Below are 17257 nucleotides of genomic sequence, written 5' to 3' on the forward strand. Positions count from 1 at the left end.
CAGCATGCGTAAGACCAAAGTCACAGTTGCCCTCTGCATTGCCGCTTTAACGCCCCTGGTTTTTGCCAGCCCAGTACAAGCTAGTGAGCCAGCTGAATCTAAGATGCAGTTGGTTAAGACTTTCACTGGATCCTTGAGCCCTAAGTCGGTAGCAGCATCTCAGAGCGGCTTGGTGAGTGCGCATAACATGATGTATCAACATAGCGTCACAATCTTTGATTCACGTTCTCTTGAATTGATTACGACAGTCAAAGATTCGGTCTCACTTTCATCCCTTGGGATTCCAGGATTTTCCGGCACTTATCGAGGCGCTCCCGTCGAAGGGGCATACTCACCAGATTCACAGTATCTCTACTTCACTAACTATGCGATGTATGGAAAAGGATTGAATAAGGAGGGTCACGATGTCTGCTCACCCTCATCTGGATTTGATAACAGTTTTGTTTCTCGAATCAATCTAGAGAACTATGAGATCGATGCTGTGTATCCAGTGGGTTCAGTTCCCAAAGTGGTAAGTGTTACACCTGATAACAAATATGTTCTGGTCAGCAACTGGTGTTCATATACAGTTTCGGTAATCTCGGTTGAAAAACAAAAAGTAATCAAGACCATGAAAATTGGTCGATATCCTCGAGGTATAGCAATCTCATCAGATAGTAGATATGCCTATGTCGCTGAGATGGGCGGGAATAGTATTCATCGAATTGATCTAACTGACTTTACTAAGTCATTGATTCCAATCGGTTCTAACCCGCGTACCATTCAATTATCGCCAGATGACAAAACTCTCTACGCCACCCTTAATATCTCAGGGAAAGTTATAGCTTGGAATTTAGAGCAGAACAAGGTCATCAAGAGTGTAAAGACTGGACTTTCTGCACGCAGCCTGGCACTTAATGGTGATGGAACGGCGCTCTTCGTAGTTAATTTCAGAAGCGGAACCATGACGAAGTTGCGGGCTGCCGATCTTTCGATTATCCAAAACATTAAGGTATGCAAGGAACCAATCGGTGTTACCTACGATAATGAAACTGAACAAGCCTGGGTTGCTTGTTATGAAGGCTCTATAAAGGTATTTCAGAACTAGTAATTTCGGTTTCTGGTTCTAGTGCTACCTCTGGTTCTTCTTGCACGCTTTGGAAAAATGGAGCTGCAATCTTTCCTAGAATGCGGTCAATCAGATCGCGTATGCGACTTGCAACAGAATAAGTCTTTAAATGTCTATCGGAAATGATGACAAAGGCATATTCGCGGTCTCCAGATTCAACATACCCCGCTAAATTAGTTGTATTGCTCAGCGTTCCAGTCTTTGCTTTAACTAAACCGACTGCATCTGGGGCAGTTTCAGTAAATCGGTTTCGTAGGGTGCCAGAAATACCACTTATCGGAAAACCGTTTATTAGTGGCACGAATCGTTCATCTGTTCTAATTTTCACAAGTAATTGACCGACCAGATTTGCGGTGACGCGATTTTCTTTAGATAACCCGCTGGCATCTTTGATAATCATCTTTGAAGATTCGATTCCAAGTTCTGCCAATGCATTTGAGAAAGTATCTGCAACGCCAGCTTGATCAAAGGTATTGCCTGCGGCTACAGAGGCAAGTCGGGCTATCCGCTCCGAGAGCGTGTTATCACTCCATGCAATTGCATAAGCAAGCATTTCCTCAAGTACGGGAGACTCTGAGCCAAGAATTCGTGTGCCTGAAAAATCAAGAGCAGTCTGGTTGCTCACTCTCTTCATTTTTACATTTAAGCCCTTGGTTCGAAAAAACTTCTTAATATGTTCAGTTTCGGGAGTAAAAAGACTTGAATAGAAAAGGGTGAAGTTCGAATTTAAATCTGGGTTTAGGTCCTTAAGTGCTTTGAGTGAGTTGAATTCAATCCGCGGTAAAGATGTTCGGCCCATCTTTTCGGCAAGCTTGGCACTAGTACTAATCCATGGGTCATAACTCCCTTGAATCACCAAACTATTTGGTTCTGTACCAACCCAGAGCGAAGTGGGAAAGACCTGATCCATGGGCAGATGCATGACCGCTGCTACACCCATGAAAATCTTCTGAATTGATGCTGGCTTTCGTAACGAATACGCCCCTTTTTGGTAAACCACAGATCCGTCATGCTGATCAATCACAACCACCGAAGGGTTTGCCAGGTACTTATTTTCAATATATCTACTAAATACAGATGCAACAGAATTTGGCTCCAGCGCTGTTGCAGAAGCAGGGCTAAGAAAGGTAAGCAGGAGCAGGGCGCTGCAGAATAGGCTAACTTTACGCTTCATTACTAAATTGGTTACCAGATATATGCAATGAGCACATTAGAAAGCGTGAGCACCAGCATGGCCACCCAGACTGAAGTCTTTAGTTCGGGTTTCTTGAAATTCTTGTAGCCCAAGGTCAACAACACCGCAATGATCAATCCTTTAACACCAAACTTTGTGTGATTGGCAACCTCATCAACTTTTACCGTTTCATATAGCCCCACCATGACAACTCCAGCAATAAGTGCAGTCAGTGTTGCGTGGACTACACCAGGGTTGAGAGTACGAGGGCTCTTATTCACTTGCAGCAGTAGCAGCACCAATATGGCAACGATGCAGAGTAGATGTATGCCAAATGCAATCTGGTAGACGATATTCATGATGCTCCTTGGTATTAGCCGTAAAGTAAGTTTAGAGTGCATCCATGGAAATCAACACACCTGCCGTCATCGGACCGGGTGAATTTTTCCCAGTTGTTGGCGTTGGCCCACATGAGAAGCCATGGCCAACGGGTGCTCAATACGACCCAGAATTGTTGGAAAACGGCGACCGCAGGAATGTCCTCGATCATTACAGGTATTGGTCGGTTGCAGCCATTGTTGCTGACCTAGACAGTAAACGTCATAAGCTACAAATTGCGATCGAGAACTGGCAACATGACCTAAACATTGGATCTGTTGTGCGCACCGCTAATGCTTTTAATGTGTCATTGGTCCACATCATCGGCAAACGCGATTGGAATAAACGCGGGGCAATGGTTACTGACCGATACCTGACAGTCATGCATCACCCCACTGTTGCTGACTTTGCAACATGGTGTAAGGAGAATGAAGTTCCCATCATTGGAATCGATAACGTTCCTTCTTCAAAACATCTAGAGGGTTCGGCACTTCCTGAGAAGTGCGTCCTGCTCTTTGGGCAAGAAGGCGCTGGAATGTCAGATGAGGGCATTGCAGTCTGTGAAGTCCTCTACGCCATTGAACAATATGGATCTACCAGGTCAATGAACGCCTCAGCCGCTGGGGCTATTGCGATGTATCACTGGGCCCTGCAGCACTTACCGCGTAAGTTTTAGTGTTGTTTTAGAAGCCGACTTCTCTAGAAGCTTCTTCACTTTCTAGCGCCTCTCTTACTGTGGCAAGACGACGATCAACTTCATCGGCTTCTTCCATTCTCCCAAGTTGGCGCATGACAGCCACCATCCGGGTTTCAATATCTAGAATAAAGTCAAAGTCTTTTGGCTCATCTTCAGCAATGATTTGAAGCACGTTATCAAGTGTAGAAAGCCCATCTTCTAGCTTTCCAAGCAGAATTTCGGCCTTGCCGTATTCAAAGAGGGCAAATGTTTCGCGGCGATGATCATGGGCAGTTTCAAATACATCAATTGATTTGCGAGCGGCTTGGAGGGCCTTTTCGCCTTCGCCAATTTCAACATAGCAGGATGCAATTTTCTGATCACAACGAGCAACGTTGATTACTTCCTTTTCCATCTTAAACATCTTGCGCGCTTCCTGGAAACAGATGATCGCCTCATTGAAGTTCTTTAGTTCGCGCTGAGCGCATCCAATGAGGTGCATATCATTTGCCGCCCCAATGGTGTTTCCGTCGACTAGATGTTCTTGCGAACATTCATACATGGTCTCAATTACTTTTTCGTAATTCTTGGATGAATACCACCACTCACCCAGGGTGCAGGCAAGCTCAAGTGCAATCGGTGATTTGTTATCGCGCAAAATTGCAACAGCCTTACTCATTGCAGTTGCTGCTTCATCCATACGTTTTAATTGATTGAGGTTATAACCAATGGCTGAATACGCCTGAGCTAAACCTTCACTCGGCGCCAATGCGCCCAACTCCGAAAAAATATCTCGCGCGGTTTCGGCGAGCGCTAACGCTTCGTCGTATTGGCCACGAGCAAAGATGCGGGCGGAGAGTTCGTAGAAAGTGTTGGCACGTTCTTCACCTTGGACCTCAGGGATTCGATCCCAGAGCATTTCTTCAGTGACGAGCTCTTCCTGGCCGTAGTCTTCGCTCATATGTGACCTCCCGTTGGCTTGCGCCGTGCTTGGCAGATTCCTGCACTTTAGACCTAACGCTGGCTGGCTCGTGGTTATTTCGAGTGGCACGAGGGTAAATTCTCGATTAACCTACGCTTCTTGCGAATGATTTGCATCTAGCTGGAGAGGCCTCACCCATGAATGAAGTAGTACGCGAGCTTCCTCGCGTCCCCCTGCGTGATCGCCTCACACCCGATGAGTGGCGCCGGATGGGGCTCATGTTCGGCTTCATCGCATTCCTGCACGTTGCAGGCGCCTTTCTCATGTGGAAGGCCACAACGGGCAACTATAAGTTAGCCGATGGCACCTTATTCGGTTGGGGAACTGCCGTTCTCGCCTACACCCTTGGCATGCGACATGCATTCGATGCCGATCACATCAGCGCAATCGATAACACAACACGAAAGTTAATGTCAGAAGGACAACGGCCATTAGCAACTGGATTCTTCTTCTCCCTCGGACATTCCTCGGTAGTTGCAGCACTTGCAATATTACTCACCTTCGGAATTAAGGCCGTTGGTAGCCAATTGAAAGATGAAGACTCTGCCCTTAACCACTACACCGGCATTATTGGCCTTACCGTCTCAGGCACATTCTTAATGCTCATTGCAATCTTGAATTTAATTGTCCTGGTCTCGATTGTTGGCGTCTTTTTCAAGATGCGCAAAGGGTTATATAACGAAGAAGAGCTTGAAAAGCACCTGAACTCTCGTGGTCTGCTCATGCGCTTCTTCGGTCCGATTGCACGCCGCATTGATAAGAGCTGGAAGATGTATCCACTTGGAATTCTCTTCGGACTTGGTTTTGATACCGCAACTGAAATTGGTCTACTAGTCCTTGCAGGTTCTTCTGTGATTGCCGGTCTGCCATGGTGGGCAGTTATCTCACTTCCACTCTTCTTTGCCGGTGGCATGAGTTTGCTCGACACTATCGATGGCTCATTCATGAATTTTGCTTACGGTTGGGCTTTCTCGAAACCAGTACGTAAGGTGTATTACAACATCATTATTACTGGGCTCTCAGTAGCAGTTGCACTCTTCGTAGGTGGCCTTGAAATCTGCCAAGTAATTGCCGAGCAGTTAAACCTCACAGGTGGATTCTGGGAATATGCACTTGCCTTTAACTTAAATTCAGCCGGTTATTACATCGTCGCTGCCTTTGTAGTTGTGTGGGGTGTGGCCCTTCTTCTGTGGCGTTTTGGCAAGATTGAAGAGCGTTGGCATGACTCAGCACATGCTGCCCAAATGGCTCGTGGAGAAAATACTGATCACGCTGCAGCGGGAATTGATCTCGGTCCAATTAATGATGGATGGAAGATCGACTAACTCTGCTTTAAGGTGATTCTCTCCTGCGCAATTGCTGCACCAAATAGAACAATGAGCGCGCCCACTGGCTCATTCCAGGTAATTGATTCGTTGAGAAAGATGATTCCAACGATAATTGCAACTAGTGGAGTCAGGTAAGTAACTGAGCTTGCGATCGCGCTACCAGCTAGCTGCATAACTTTGTAGTTCCATAAGTAGGCAAAGCCACTGCCAAAGACACCCAGACCAATCATTGCCAGTACTGGTCCAATTCGATATTCGTACTTAGAAATTCCATCTAAAAGAAAGAAAGGTAAGAGTGTGAAGGCAGCCAACGTGAGCTGCATAGCCATGAGGGACTCAGTTTGAATCTTAAGTGGAATCACATATTTGCGGGTGTAAGGAAATGAAATTCCATAGCAACTGACGGCAAGGAGTAAAGCAAGTATTGCCCAGAGTGGATTATCGCCGAGGCCTCTCCATGCACCCAGAACGGTAAGGACTCCAAGAAAGCCAAGTAATAGACCCAGCAGTTGTGATGGCTTCGGTTTTTCCTCTCGGTTGATAACCAAAATTGCAATGATTGTCATCAATGGTGTCACGGCATTGATAATGCCTGCCAAAATTGAGGTCACTGCAGTTTCAGCAAGTGCAAAGAAGATTCCAGGAATGACGTTAATAAAGATTGCAACAACCCACAGATGAAATCGCACCATGCGATCTTTAGGTAGGGATATTCCTCTTAATTTTGCGTAGATGAGAAGTGCAAGTGCGCCTAGTGCGCAGCGCACGAAGGCGACGCCAAAGGGTGTCAGGAATTCAAGACCTAACTTGATGAAGATAAAGGAACAGCCCCAGACAATTCCTAGTGTGATGTATGCAGGGATCCAAGATCTCTGACGCTGCACGGGGGTGTTCATGGTGTGACTTTACTTAAGGGTGGGCCCAGACAGGCTCGAACTGTCGACCCACGGATTAAAAGTCTGACCTAGTAAGTTCCTAAGCGTGTCTTTAAGTGCCGTACGTCCCACCGTTAATTGTGACTCGCACCTGGAAGTACCAGGTAGAACCACTAGCTCTTTGTCAGAGTTACGACTGCACTTGTTGCACCCGTGCTTTTGACAGTAAGTACATATGGTGCGCCCGGTAATTGAAACGTCTCGCCTTCGAGAAAACCTGTAAGGATCCATTTCTCAGGAAGGACTTCGGGATCCAGATTTACAACACTAGTTGGCAGATCAGAATCGCGTCTTTTTATCAGCATGGGACCAACGGCACTCCCTTTGGGTTTTGTCCAAGCAGGCCCAATCATTCTTACTTGAATCTGCGGTTTATCGAGAAAGGTAGGGAAGGCAATGCAACGCTCTTCACCTGGCACGTAGTACTCGAAGAAATACCAGTTACCTATGTACTTGAATTGATAGACAATCTTGTCTGTAGTAAGTCTTGATTCATCAACAGTTATATCAACGCCAATTGTCACATTTTTTGCCTTCGGGGTGGAAAAAGTAATTGCGCGTTGCGTAGCGCTTAATGTGGCATCAAGACACCAATCATCACTGCCCATCAGATCTCTAAAATCTCCATACTCTTCAACCGAACAATTCTTTGCATTAAATTTTGTGTAATCAGACTTCTCACAGTAAAGGGTAGAAGAATGGTAAAAATTAAAGTTATGGCCAAGCTCGTGAATCAATGTTGTTGAACCAAAAGATTTAAGGTTTAACGCATTTCCGCCTTGTTCGCCAAGTCCTGCATATCCACACGAGTCGTTTACATTTACAGTAATCAAGTGGGTTCCTGTTGGAATTGACTTCAGCCCTGCGATTTTCATTGCTGTCTTTATATCCGCAGAGCTGTTGCAATGCTTCACAGCTGTTCCGGATTTGCCGATAATGAATTTGGTGGACCCAAACTTCATTTTGTCGCGGGAGGCTTGCTTCCAAAAGGTAATCGCATCAGTAACAGTGCTCTTGGCGTAACTCAGCATCTCTCCTTCGCTCTCTGCCGTCGCTGATTCTGATGAATTCTCGGTCCAGAAATTTGGCTGGTCTTTTGGAGTTAATCCAACGTAAACAATCTTCTGTGTCGTAGTCCATTTGTTTTGCTGTGTGGCTGCTGGTGCAGAAGGCATAAAAGAAACTGTGAGGGCGACCGTAGTGATTCCAACCAGGATTCTTTTCATACGGTGCATTTGCGTACTTTACTCTGCCTCTATTTCAATCCAATAGGGCCAATCGAATACCAAAGTGGGCCCAGACAGGCTCGAACTGTCGACCCACGGATTAAAAGTCCGTTGCTCTACCGGCTGAGCTATAGGCCCCACTGCCTAATTGGCTCATCTGTTCGACTATTTAAGTATTCGAACTCCGTTTGGTTCGATCAATTTATGTCTTGTTTAGGGTAGCCAATTAACAGATGTCCAGTAGGTAATGCGGATGCCAAGGTGGTTATTTGTAAAATTAAGCCAATTTAAACAAAAAAGTAATCCTCTACTGTCTCAAGAGTTAATTCCATATAATGTCTGAATGAAACGACTGAGTTGTATTCTTGCGGCTTTTCTCATTCTGGGTGTTCCTCCAGCCTACGCAGCAACCATCACGCCTGGAACCTCTTGTAAGTCAGCAGGTCAAAAAGCAACATATAAAGGCAAGTCTTACACATGTATTAAGCTCGGCAAGAAACTTTATTGGGATAACGGGGTGCCAACTAAAAAACCCAATACTTCTCCATTAGACATGCCTGCCTCATGTAATGTCGTAGTGCCGACTTGGAGCATGGAAATTTCTGATCTTTGGCTTGATTACAGGGATGTATGGTTTTCTGCGATGCTAGTTAATGCGAGCATTAAATACATGGCTACTGACATAAACGTCTATGTAGAATATTACGACAATTTTGGAATCTTCAAGAAGGACAAGATATCTGTCCCTAAATTATTCCCAGGGCAAACTTTAGAGTTTGGAGGCGGGGCAGACTTTTTTGAAGGAAAGTTTCCAACTGATGTGAGACTAAGGACTACCTGCAAAAGTACAGTTTGGAAACAATATAAAGTTATAAAAGGTAAGTCTCCACTAAGCCTCGAACAATTCAGTGAAGAATTTTTGGACTATAATTATGGGGGTAAGCGACGAGATATTCTTCAGATTCAGGCAACCCTTAATTCAAGAATTATCATAGATAACATTTTTGACCAGGCCTTAACGTGCGATGATCGTGGCTGTAATTTCTTTCTCTACGGCACTTTTAAGGACACGTTTGGAAATACATTTGGTGGTATTGCAACAGAATACCTATCTGGATTTTTTGAAAATGAGATAGAACCTGGAGAGACTGGCTATATCAATTTACAGGTAGGTGCCTTGTTGACTGATATACCGCTCTATCCATGGCTATCTCGAGTAACTCGATTTGAATACACGCTTATTCCAAAGTTTTAGACTTCATAGCAGATACGAGTAGGAATTGGACTGAAAGTGGGCCCAGACAGGCTCGAACTGTCGACCCACGGATTAAAAGTCCGTTGCTCTACCGGCTGAGCTATAGGCCCCACATACAACTAGCGCCAACTGCGCGCTAGAAGCTGAACTTTATCACCTTAGCGACCGCGGCTGGCACGCAGTAATCGGTCGCGGATGGCTACTGAGATGTCATCTCCTGCTGGCTGGTGCACAACAACACGGGTTAATGAGCGCTCATCTGCACTTCGTAGCGCGGCGTAAAGAACGCGCGCAAACTCTTCATTGTTTGCAGGTGATGCCAAGCGAACAACTCCTTGCGGTGTGTGAACACTTGCAAGTGCAATAAATCCATCACCTGGTTGTGGCTGGCAATCAAGTGCCACTGTGGCTTCCGGTGAGTAATGATTTTCAAGTGATCCACTTACTCGAATATCTGTCTCGGATTCTTCAAGGTGTAATCCAGTTACCTGCTCAATCATCTCTGCCGTGATTGCACCAGGTCTTAAAATTCTTGGAGCAATACCCGTGCAATCAATGATTGTTGATTCAACGCCGACCTGCGATGGGCCGCCATCAAGAATGAGATCACCGTCAACTAGATAGGCTGCAAGTTCGGCGTTGACAGCTGCTGCAGATGTTGGTGAGACATGTCCAAAGCGATTAGCGCTAGGTGCGGCAATACCTTTACCGCCAAGCTTCTTAAATTCTGCAAGCAGCGCAAGTGCCACAACATGGTCTGGGACTCGTAGCCCAACGCTCTCTTGTCCCCCAGTAATAAAATCTTGCACGAGATCAGTTCTCTTAAAAATCAGCGTCATGGGTCCTGGCCAATATTTACGTCCTAATGAAATTGCATATTCTGGGATTTCATCGGCCCAATCAGAGATATCTGCCATTTCACTCACATGCACAATCAGCGGGTGATCAGCCGGACGTCCCTTTGCTTCATAAATTCTGGCAACTGCAGCAGCATTTGTGGCATCGGCGCCCAGCCCATAGACAGTCTCAGTCGGTAGCGCGACCAGTGAACCCGCTTTAAGTTGCTGGGCAGCGCGCGTAATTACATCTGCTGTGCACTCAGATACGAATTGCCCGCTGCTCATGAGTTCAATTATCCAGCCTTTTTGCGAGAAGATAACCACATGGCCGAGCGCATAAAAGTGATGCAGATTATCGCCCGCATGAATGTGGGTGGACCTGCCGTCATCGTGGCCGAATTAATGCGAGGCCTTGATGCATCCAAATTCGAGCAAGTGCTTGTCACTGGTTATTGCGATGTCAATGAAGCAGATTACCTGGAAGAAGTAGCCACAGATATCAAGGCAACTCGGATTGCCGGCCTTGGTAGATCAATATCACTAGTGACTGACCTCAGAGCATTTATCGGTCTGGTTGCAATGATCAAGAAAATTCAGCCTGATGTAATTCACACCCATACTGCGAAAGCTGGCGTCCTGGGCCGGCTTGCTTCGATTATCGCCGGACGCGGTGCAATCCGAATTCACACATTTCACGGCCACTTGTTACACGGTTATTTTTCTGGATGGAAAACCCAACTAGTTATTGCGATTGAGAAAGCACTTGCTGCGCGCACCCATCACCTCATTGCCATTGGCACGGTTGTGAAGAATGACCTGCTAGCTGCCGGTATTGGTAAGCCAGCGCAATTCAGCGTCTTCTTTCCTGGATTACCGGAGCCAAAGAGGTTCGAAAGGGCCGAACTACGTAAAGAGTTAGAACTAGACCCGGCAACTATTTACTGCACATTTGTAGGTCGACTCACACAGATTAAAAGACCTGACCGACTACTCGATGTTGCCACCGACATCGCAAAACAGAACGTGGCCGTGCACTTTTTGGTGGCCGGTGAAGGAGAGTTATTTGAAAGCTCTCGTTTGCGAGCTACTGCAAAGAAACTACCAATAACTTTCTTAGGATGGCGCAAAGATATTGACCAACTGTTTGCAGCTAGTGATATTGCAATTCTGACAAGTGATAATGAAGGAATTCCACTTACGCTGATCCAAGGGGCACAAGCAGGTTTACCTATAGTTGCTCCAGCTGTCGGTTCTATTTCAGATATCGTCGAAGATGCAAAGACAGGCTTTCTTACCGCCCCCACCGCTAGCGCCATGGCAGCACGTGTCATTGAATTAGCCGCTGATTCGCAGTTACGAAATCAGTTGGGCGCCGCAGGCAGAGAGCAAGCACATACATACTTCTCATTAGAGCGAATGCTCCGAGATCACACAGGAATCTATAACGCACCCCACAAGAAGTAAGGGATAATAGAGTCATGACAACTCGTAGCCGTATCTCAACTCTTGCCGTGTTAACACTAGCCATTGCAGCTTTAGTAGCTCCATCTGCCAACGCAGCCGCTACTCGTTACATCACCATCAGCTCGCAAGGTAGCGTCAAGGTTGTTCCTGATGCAGTGCGCATCAACGCAACTTCTACAAATATTGCTGCGACTAGCAAAGAAGCTCTGGCGGCAACAGCGAAGACTTCTGCTGCGGTCCGCGCTGCTCTGACTTTGGCCAAAATTGATAAGAAAGATATTGCAAGTACAAGTGTTTCGGTATACCCGGAATACAAATACGATAACAACACCACTGTTCTCGTGGGATACCGCGCATCGCAATCATTCACAATTACTGTGCGAGCGGCAGCTACTGCCGGCGATGTCATTGATGCAATAGTTTCAGCAGGTGGCGATAGCCTTCAACTCAATGGCGCTACTCCTTTTGTGCTAGATAACACAAAAGCGGCAACGGCGGCTCGCACAGTTGCAGTCAAAAATGCTCGTGCAAAAGCAGCATCATATGCATCACTTCTCGGTGTAAAACTTGGGAAAGTTAATTACCTGGTAGAAAACTCTGCGCCAACTCCTTACATTCCAGTGGTGGCAGTTGCAAAAGCAGAATCAGATGCGACAGTCGTTGATCTTGGCGAACAAGATGTCACTGTCTCTGTCACAGTGCAGTGGTCACTGCTCTAAATCCCATATTTATAGGGGCTTTTTAATCGAGTTTGGTCGTGCACCCGTAAGCCGGTACGATTTGCGAGCCTCAAACGTCCCCATCGTCTAGGGGCCTAGGACATCGCCCTTTCACGGCGGTAACACGGGTTCGAATCCCGTTGGGGGCACAAGAGGCAAGAAGCAGTACGAAGTAAAGGCTTTGATTTATCAAGGCCCGGTAGCGCAGTTGGTTAGCGCGCCGCCCTGTCACGGCGGAGGTCGCGGGTTCAAGTCCCGTCCGGGTCGCGAAAGAAGAGAGTGTCCACACGCTCTCTTCTCTTTTTAAAGTACTGCCGCAACGTGATAACTAAAACTAAATAATGGCTCGGTAGCTCAGTTGGTACGAGCGCGCGACTGAAAATCGTGAGGTCGACAGTTCGATCCTGTCCCGAGCCACTTCTATTTTTCTTTATTAACCTGCAGAACCTGAGCCAGATGGTCCTGCTTTACGTTGCACCTGTGGTGCCCCACCACTGCGTTGTCCACCGCGAATCTTTGACCCTGATTCAGAGTGAGTCTGGGAACCAGGTGCGCCCTTCTTATTCTTCTTCGCTTCTAGGGCAGCAAGCATCTTTGCTTTCATATCTTCGTTTTTATCTGACATGTTCGCAGTCTACCCCTCAGAAGGAATTCTTAAGAAATAAATCAACTGTGCCACCCATGCGATGGCGCCTAGAACAATCACTTGCGTGCCCCACGTATCAGGCCAGATATAGATTGCGAGAGCAACAAAACCATAAAAGCCAGCAAAGGCCCACAAGGTAAATGCGGTGATGCGACGATTAAGGCCGACGCGCATCAAGCGATGAGAAAGGTGATCACGGCCTCCTTGGAAAGGTGAGATGCCGCGATAAAGACGCGATGTTACTGCCACAGTTGTATCAAGAATGGGCGTTGCCATAAGAAATAGCGGAATAGCGAGTGACTTATAGGTAGGAATAACTCCAGGACTTAAACGAATTGTTAACACCGAAACGATGATGCCTAGAAAGAGTGAGCCGGCGTCGCCCATATAAATCTTTGCTGGAGTGCGATTCCAGATGAGAAATCCAGCTGTGGCACCGGCGGTCACTATCGCAAGGGCGCTCACCAGCACCTGCTGGCGGTCATAGGCGATAAAGAAGAGGAAGAAGGTAATGACGGCAACTGTGCCGGCGGCCCCACCATCATGATTATCAAAGAAATTAATGGAGTTACAGACGCCAACTATCCAGAGCACTGTGATTGCATAATTGACGATGTGATTACTGAAGGCAAAACCCATGGTGTCGGTGACGGTAAGAATGACGGCAACGATGATTCCGGTAAATGTCTGCGCAACTAGCCGTGGCCATGGAGCTAAACCACGTAAGTCATCCCATAAACCCATCGCTGAAATTGCAATTGCTGGAACTAATACCGAGCTAGCAAGTTTGAGGGCGGCTAATGAGAAATCGGTTGCAATGAGAGCACCGTAGGATGCAGAGATAATTCCAATAGCAATTGCCACCCCACCTAAATATGGAACGGGTTCTTTCTGCGCCTTGCGCTCTAGTGTGGGTGCATCAACGGCATCAAAGCGCAGCGCAAGATATCTGATTGGTGGCGTAATCAGACCAACGAGTGCGAAGGTGAGAAAACCTAATAAGAAAAATTGCGCGATTGAATAACTCATAAAGTAAATGGTTAGCTAATTCTGTGCCTTGAAGTAATTTTGGCGAAGATCATCGACTTCAGATTTACGATATCTACGATGTCCACCTAGCGTGCGAATCGAAGTGAGTTTTCCGGCTTTCGCCCAACGAGTAACGGTCTTGGGATCAACGCCAAATAAGTCGGCAACCTCGCGCGGAGTCAGAAGCACTTCTGCATCAGGCAGACGACTCATGTATTTCCTCCAAAAAACTTGGCCTTATTCGAGTGTCCGATTTGGGCCGTTATGTCGCGAAGTATTCCCCACCACCACGCTGGTGGCAATACCGAGCTTCTTACCGAAATATGAAGATTAGGTTGCTGATTCGAACCCTTGCACCAATCTCCAGCGCGAAACAAGCTTTTCATAGCCCTGCCCGGCGATGGCGCCATCGGCTGCTGCCAATCCAGACAAGCTATGCGCAACATCTTCGATCGAAGTATCGTCATCAAGACCATCTTTACCTTGCGCTCGAAGTGAAGCATCAAGGTATGCGGCCAAGCCGCCGTAATCTAACTCCACCAGTGACTCTGGGTGAAAGAGCTCAAGCCAATCGAGTAAATTCTCAATTTCTCCTTCGACTGGGCCTTGGCCAAATGCACCCAAGACAATTTCATGCGAACTCATAGCACGTTCGCGAGCTTTAGCCATTGTTGTTCGCGCAAATGAAAACGGACCATCGTCATCTTCCCCGCGCACCCGCTCTTCCGGAGTAAATAGTGAGAACCAGCGCGGTGGAATCACCCAGGTTTCGGTGATGATATGCGGAACTCGATCTTCAATGAGATCTACTCCCGTTGTGATTACTTCTTCCAGGGCCGATGAGATAAAAAATGGAGTAATCGATGATGGCAGTGATTCTTTAAAATCATCGAGTGCTGCCCAACAACGGGTTGCAGTTGACCATGGTGATACATAACGAGTGTCTTTGATATCTAATACATGTGCACCATCGGGGCGACCTGCTGGTGGTTCTGGAAATACTAGTCTGCGAAGTGCGAGCGCTTGCTCTTCTTTGCGAGTATCAGTATTTGCATCAATACTCTGCCAACGAAGTCGGTCAAGGGAATCAAATGCGGAAAGAGGTTCGTAGATGCGCAGGGATGCGACATACGGGGTTGGTCTCACATAGAAAAGTCTATGTAGAAAAACTACTTATGCGCGAGGGATGTAATTTCCTTCAGCAAACGGATCGTCATCCTCTTGATTTTGCTGGCTCGGAGTATCGCCATGAAGTTCTTTGGCAAGGCGATCGAGGTCCATCTCCTGAGAGTTGTACTTTAAATCGCGAGCGACTTTGGTCTGCTTTGCTTTTGCACGGCCGCGACCCATGGGCGACCTCCTTACGAATATCTAGCGTGTCAGACGCGTAGGTTATCGCGCCTTGGCACTTGACTCCAAAGCCACCGCAAATGAGCGCGTTTTAGCCTGAATAAGGGGCCTGGCCCTGCCTTACTTCGCCTTGGATATCTGGACGATGCAGAAGAGGTTCAGATACCAGGATCGGAAGAAGAAGGGCCGAAAAACCTGTTTGAATGAATCGGCCCTAAAGACCTCAGCTGCAATATTCAGGACCCTGAAGGCGTCATTGATGTGGTCCCTGGAAATATAAAGATTAAAGCCATCGAAACCGAGCTTTTTAGCCTTCGGTGCCGTAAAGAGTTTTCTAAAAAGTCGGAGGGAAAGACCCGGTTCACATGGAACATACATCGTTAGTTTCCCACCAGGCTTTAAAACCCGCCGCCATTCAATCATCGCTTGTTCAGGATTAGAAAGATGCGCAATCAAGCATGTAGCAATCACTCGATCAAAAATAGCATCCTCAAAAGGAAGCGCAAGTGCATCGCAGGCCAAAACGGATGCAGATGACGGCAGGAATCCCTTTATTCGGTTTAATCTGTCAGCATCGATATCTGTTGCAAGATATCTCTCATATCCTTGTGAAACAAATCCTATGTGTTCGCCTTCGCCAAAACCAAGTTCAAGAATATGACTTCCTGCATTAGAGCGAAATGGTTTTTCCATCACCTTATGCGGGTACTTCCACAAAATACTCAGAATTCCATCGGAGTCATGTCCCATCATCCGGGAGTAGTACTCCTTGTAGTAGAGCTCTACATTTCCGCGATTTGATTCGGATTTACTCATCTTTTAGTAAATCTCTGCTTTAGAAACACAAATCCCACAACCTGTAGCACCAAGCTCAACGACATCGTTGGAATTCTGAATCGATGATCCCCAATTGTTGCAACACTTGCAAGCCATGACGCAATTACTGGTAGAAGTAAAAGGTAAGAGAGATGTTTCTCCACGTTTCCAAGGCGCTTTAAGGCAACAAACCCATAGAACAGCAGAGCAAGGCCAGATAGCAACCAGATCCAAGAAATGATTTTTCCACCGATTCCGTAAACCAAATCATTGCCGTCTTGAGAATTCTTTCCAATATGAATAATTGGATTTATTTTTAACCAAGGGTTTCTGGCCATCGTGCCGTTAGCTATCGGACCACTCCACGGCGACCAGAAATAGATTGATTTATTCCATGTTAATTGCAGAGTCTTGATTGGGTTGGATACATACCATTTTGCTGCGCAGGCCAGGAATTCACCATCTGATGGTTGCTCACCTTTGACTTTTGACTCACATTTAATGTTTGGACCTGTGTGATCATAGCCACCAGATGTCTCCGGACCAGTTCCTATCTTGAGCGCAGCAGAGATATTTGTTGAGATAATTGGTTTATCAATCGATGCCACGTTGCGTTGAATAAGGATTGCCGGCGCAATTGCCATTACTCCAATAACGCCCACAAGAATCAGGGCCTGCACTTTGCGGCTCTTAGACATCAACGCCCACACCACTGCAATGACAATTGAGGTCAGAATCCAACGCGGCTGCATAAATGTGGCAAGGGCCGAGAAACCACCCACACCAAGAACTCGAATTACCAAACGGCGATCATTGGGGCTCTGCAAAGATTTGATAATCAGACCCACAACCATCAACATGCATGCTGCGATTGGGCTTTCATAACCAACTGCCATCGAACTTAAGGAAAGGGTGGGATTAATGGCAAGAATGATCCCGATGAGAAATAGATAAGGGCGCAATTTCGTATCGCGAAGTTGCTTAACAAAGTAGTAGCTGGCGTAGGCATAGAAGAGGGTCTGCGTAATTGAAATGAGCCAAATTATTTGTGTGACTGATATCTTCGCTAAGCCCCACAGCAGTATGGGATATCCGGCTGGCCAGTAGGAAAGAACGTCCTTATCCGATAAATATCCATCTGCAAGCAATCCGTCAACGCCACTGAAGTAATTTTCACCATCTGCGCCAAGCCAACCGCCATTGGGGGTGTTAATCATGGTGATCAACTTGATAAGAAAACCAAGAACCGGAATCGCAATGATGTAGAAATTAACGTTCTTACTCTGCTTCACTTGTTGTTGACGGGCCATCTTTGACTTACCTGCCATTGAA

General features: G+C 46.7%; 19 protein-coding genes and 5 tRNA genes. 9 read left to right on the plus strand and 15 right to left on the minus strand.

The genetic code is table 11. From position 1 onward, the window contains the following. Positions 1 to 4 precede the first annotated feature (4 nt). Positions 5 to 1087 (plus strand): YncE family protein, encoded by a 1083-nt coding sequence (locus A1sIIB76_RS06080; RefSeq protein WP_095697235.1) that lies wholly within the window; start codon positions 5 to 7, stop codon positions 1085 to 1087. Here the strand turns inward: A1sIIB76_RS06080 and A1sIIB76_RS06085 are convergent. Beyond that, positions 1065 to 2282 carry a D-alanyl-D-alanine carboxypeptidase gene (locus A1sIIB76_RS06085; protein WP_095697236.1) on the minus strand — a complete coding sequence of 406 codons (1218 nt, stop codon included), beginning with the start codon at positions 2280 to 2282 and terminating at the stop codon, positions 1065 to 1067. The genes A1sIIB76_RS06080 and A1sIIB76_RS06085 overlap by 23 nt on opposite strands. Positions 2283 to 2293: 11 nt before the next feature. Continuing rightward, on the minus strand, positions 2294 to 2641 hold the full coding sequence (locus A1sIIB76_RS06090) for a hypothetical protein (RefSeq protein ID WP_095697237.1): 348 nt from the start codon (positions 2639 to 2641) through the stop codon (positions 2294 to 2296). A gap of 44 nt (positions 2642 to 2685) precedes the next feature. On the opposite strand from A1sIIB76_RS06090, the gene A1sIIB76_RS06095 reads away from it, so the two are divergent. After that, positions 2686 to 3336: a TrmH family RNA methyltransferase gene (locus A1sIIB76_RS06095; RefSeq protein WP_095697238.1), complete on the plus strand. Its 651-nt coding sequence runs from the start codon at positions 2686 to 2688 to the stop codon at positions 3334 to 3336. Positions 3337 to 3343: 7 nt separating this feature from the next. Here the strand turns inward: A1sIIB76_RS06095 and A1sIIB76_RS06100 are convergent, their stop codons facing one another. After that, on the minus strand, positions 3344 to 4297 hold the full coding sequence (locus A1sIIB76_RS06100; protein ID WP_095697239.1) for a tetratricopeptide repeat protein: 954 nt from the start codon (positions 4295 to 4297) through the stop codon (positions 3344 to 3346). 158 nt (positions 4298 to 4455) lie between these two features. Between A1sIIB76_RS06100 and nicT the strand changes: the two genes are divergently transcribed. Beyond that, positions 4456 to 5643: a Nickel transporter NicT gene (gene nicT, locus A1sIIB76_RS06105; RefSeq protein WP_095697240.1), complete on the plus strand. Its 1188-nt coding sequence runs from the start codon at positions 4456 to 4458 to the stop codon at positions 5641 to 5643. Here the strand turns inward: nicT and A1sIIB76_RS06110 are convergent. The 3 genes from A1sIIB76_RS06110 to A1sIIB76_RS06120 all read right to left on the minus strand — a co-directional run bounded on the left by A1sIIB76_RS06110 (position 5640) and on the right by A1sIIB76_RS06120 (position 7945). Next, positions 5640 to 6542 (minus strand): DMT family transporter, encoded by a 903-nt coding sequence (locus A1sIIB76_RS06110; protein WP_095697241.1) that lies wholly within the window; start codon positions 6540 to 6542, stop codon positions 5640 to 5642. The two genes, nicT and A1sIIB76_RS06110, sit on opposite strands and share 4 nt — an antisense overlap. Positions 6543 to 6694: 152 nt before the next feature. Beyond that, positions 6695 to 7816, minus strand: a complete 1122-nt coding sequence (locus A1sIIB76_RS06115; RefSeq protein ID WP_125918794.1) for a metallopeptidase domain-containing protein — start codon at positions 7814 to 7816, stop codon at positions 6695 to 6697. 56 nt (positions 7817 to 7872) lie between these two features. Beyond that, positions 7873 to 7945, minus strand: a tRNA-Lys gene (locus tag A1sIIB76_RS06120). 205 nt (positions 7946 to 8150) lie between these two features. Here A1sIIB76_RS06120 and A1sIIB76_RS06125 point away from each other — a divergent pair. Next, on the plus strand, positions 8151 to 9062 hold the full coding sequence (locus A1sIIB76_RS06125; protein WP_095697243.1) for a hypothetical protein: 912 nt from the start codon (positions 8151 to 8153) through the stop codon (positions 9060 to 9062). 37 nt (positions 9063 to 9099) lie between these two features. On the opposite strand, the gene A1sIIB76_RS06130 is transcribed toward A1sIIB76_RS06125, so the two are convergent. After that, positions 9100 to 9172 (minus strand) — tRNA-Lys (locus A1sIIB76_RS06130). Positions 9173 to 9220: 48 nt separating this feature from the next. Further along, positions 9221 to 10186 carry an L-threonylcarbamoyladenylate synthase gene (locus tag A1sIIB76_RS06135; protein ID WP_190286231.1) on the minus strand — a complete coding sequence of 322 codons (966 nt, stop codon included), beginning with the start codon at positions 10184 to 10186 and terminating at the stop codon, positions 9221 to 9223. Between the two features lie 39 nt (positions 10187 to 10225). On the opposite strand from A1sIIB76_RS06135, the gene A1sIIB76_RS06140 reads away from it, so the two are divergent. The 5 genes from A1sIIB76_RS06140 to A1sIIB76_RS06160 all read left to right on the plus strand — a co-directional run bounded on the left by A1sIIB76_RS06140 (position 10226) and on the right by A1sIIB76_RS06160 (position 12501). Next, positions 10226 to 11365 carry a glycosyltransferase gene (locus A1sIIB76_RS06140; RefSeq protein WP_095697245.1) on the plus strand — a complete coding sequence of 380 codons (1140 nt, stop codon included), beginning with the start codon at positions 10226 to 10228 and terminating at the stop codon, positions 11363 to 11365. A gap of 14 nt (positions 11366 to 11379) precedes the next feature. Continuing rightward, a complete protein-coding gene (locus tag A1sIIB76_RS06145) occupies positions 11380 to 12084 on the plus strand; it encodes an SIMPL domain-containing protein (protein WP_095697246.1) in 705 nt (234 codons plus the stop codon). 76 nt (positions 12085 to 12160) lie between these two features. Beyond that, positions 12161 to 12233: transfer RNA gene (locus A1sIIB76_RS06150), tRNA-Glu, on the plus strand. Between the two features lie 44 nt (positions 12234 to 12277). Next, positions 12278 to 12351, plus strand: a tRNA-Asp gene (locus tag A1sIIB76_RS06155). 76 nt (positions 12352 to 12427) lie between these two features. Continuing rightward, a tRNA-Phe gene (locus A1sIIB76_RS06160) sits at positions 12428 to 12501 on the plus strand. 16 nt (positions 12502 to 12517) lie between these two features. Here the strand turns inward: A1sIIB76_RS06160 and A1sIIB76_RS06165 are convergent. The 7 genes from A1sIIB76_RS06165 to A1sIIB76_RS06195 form a co-directional block, all read right to left on the minus strand. Next, positions 12518 to 12709, minus strand: a complete 192-nt coding sequence (locus tag A1sIIB76_RS06165) for a DUF5302 family protein (RefSeq protein WP_095675318.1) — start codon at positions 12707 to 12709, stop codon at positions 12518 to 12520. Between the two features lie 9 nt (positions 12710 to 12718). After that, entirely contained in the window at positions 12719 to 13759 is a 1041-nt protein-coding gene (locus A1sIIB76_RS06170) for an MraY family glycosyltransferase (RefSeq protein ID WP_095675319.1), read from the minus strand. A gap of 15 nt (positions 13760 to 13774) precedes the next feature. After that, the gene (locus tag A1sIIB76_RS06175) at positions 13775 to 13972 is read right to left on the minus strand and encodes a BldC family transcriptional regulator (protein WP_095675320.1); all 198 of its coding nucleotides are present in this window, start codon (positions 13970 to 13972) and stop codon (positions 13775 to 13777) included. A 117-nt stretch (positions 13973 to 14089) separates the two neighbouring features. Continuing rightward, the gene (locus A1sIIB76_RS06180) at positions 14090 to 14905 is read right to left on the minus strand and encodes a DUF8083 family protein (RefSeq protein WP_095697247.1); all 816 of its coding nucleotides are present in this window, start codon (positions 14903 to 14905) and stop codon (positions 14090 to 14092) included. Positions 14906 to 14932: 27 nt separating this feature from the next. After that, a complete protein-coding gene (locus A1sIIB76_RS06185) occupies positions 14933 to 15109 on the minus strand; it encodes a DUF3073 domain-containing protein (protein WP_095675322.1) in 177 nt (58 codons plus the stop codon). A gap of 120 nt (positions 15110 to 15229) precedes the next feature. Next, positions 15230 to 15925: a class I SAM-dependent methyltransferase gene (locus A1sIIB76_RS06190; protein ID WP_095697248.1), complete on the minus strand. Its 696-nt coding sequence runs from the start codon at positions 15923 to 15925 to the stop codon at positions 15230 to 15232. Beyond that, entirely contained in the window at positions 15922 to 17253 is a 1332-nt protein-coding gene (locus A1sIIB76_RS06195) for a hypothetical protein (RefSeq protein ID WP_095697249.1), read from the minus strand. Before A1sIIB76_RS06195 ends, A1sIIB76_RS06190 begins: the two co-directional genes overlap by 4 nt. Positions 17254 to 17257 lie beyond the last annotated feature (4 nt).

The sequence above is a fragment of the Candidatus Planktophila versatilis genome (assembly GCF_002288265.1).
GTDB lineage: Bacteria > Actinomycetota > Actinomycetes > Nanopelagicales > Nanopelagicaceae > Planktophila > Planktophila versatilis.

Bases quoted from the DNA above. Each gene is read 5' to 3' on its own strand.
- A1sIIB76_RS06080 (WP_095697235.1), top strand. From the start codon at position 5: ATGCGTAAGACCAAAGTCACAGTTGCCCTCTGCATTGCCGCTTTAACG.
- A1sIIB76_RS06085 (WP_095697236.1), bottom strand. From the start codon at position 2,282: ATGAAGCGTAAAGTTAGCCTATTCTGCAGCGCCCTGCTCCTGCTTACC.
- A1sIIB76_RS06090 (WP_095697237.1), bottom strand. From the start codon at position 2,641: ATGAATATCGTCTACCAGATTGCATTTGGCATACATCTACTCTGCATC.
- A1sIIB76_RS06095 (WP_095697238.1), top strand. From the start codon at position 2,686: ATGGAAATCAACACACCTGCCGTCATCGGACCGGGTGAATTTTTCCCA.
- A1sIIB76_RS06100 (WP_095697239.1), bottom strand. From the start codon at position 4,297: ATGAGCGAAGACTACGGCCAGGAAGAGCTCGTCACTGAAGAAATGCTC.
- nicT (WP_095697240.1), top strand. From the start codon at position 4,456: ATGAATGAAGTAGTACGCGAGCTTCCTCGCGTCCCCCTGCGTGATCGC.
- A1sIIB76_RS06110 (WP_095697241.1), bottom strand. From the start codon at position 6,542: ATGAACACCCCCGTGCAGCGTCAGAGATCTTGGATCCCTGCATACATC.
- A1sIIB76_RS06115 (WP_125918794.1), bottom strand. From the start codon at position 7,816: ATGCACCGTATGAAAAGAATCCTGGTTGGAATCACTACGGTCGCCCTC.
- A1sIIB76_RS06125 (WP_095697243.1), top strand. From the start codon at position 8,151: ATGAAACGACTGAGTTGTATTCTTGCGGCTTTTCTCATTCTGGGTGTT.
- A1sIIB76_RS06135 (WP_190286231.1), bottom strand. From the start codon at position 10,186: ATGAGCAGCGGGCAATTCGTATCTGAGTGCACAGCAGATGTAATTACG.
- A1sIIB76_RS06140 (WP_095697245.1), top strand. From the start codon at position 10,226: ATGGCCGAGCGCATAAAAGTGATGCAGATTATCGCCCGCATGAATGTG.
- A1sIIB76_RS06145 (WP_095697246.1), top strand. From the start codon at position 11,380: ATGACAACTCGTAGCCGTATCTCAACTCTTGCCGTGTTAACACTAGCC.
- A1sIIB76_RS06165 (WP_095675318.1), bottom strand. From the start codon at position 12,709: ATGTCAGATAAAAACGAAGATATGAAAGCAAAGATGCTTGCTGCCCTA.
- A1sIIB76_RS06170 (WP_095675319.1), bottom strand. From the start codon at position 13,759: ATGAGTTATTCAATCGCGCAATTTTTCTTATTAGGTTTTCTCACCTTC.
- A1sIIB76_RS06175 (WP_095675320.1), bottom strand. From the start codon at position 13,972: ATGAGTCGTCTGCCTGATGCAGAAGTGCTTCTGACTCCGCGCGAGGTT.
- A1sIIB76_RS06185 (WP_095675322.1), bottom strand. From the start codon at position 15,109: ATGGGTCGCGGCCGTGCAAAAGCAAAGCAGACCAAAGTCGCTCGCGAT.
- A1sIIB76_RS06190 (WP_095697248.1), bottom strand. From the start codon at position 15,925: ATGAGTAAATCCGAATCAAATCGCGGAAATGTAGAGCTCTACTACAAG.
- A1sIIB76_RS06195 (WP_095697249.1), bottom strand. From the start codon at position 17,253: ATGGCAGGTAAGTCAAAGATGGCCCGTCAACAACAAGTGAAGCAGAGT.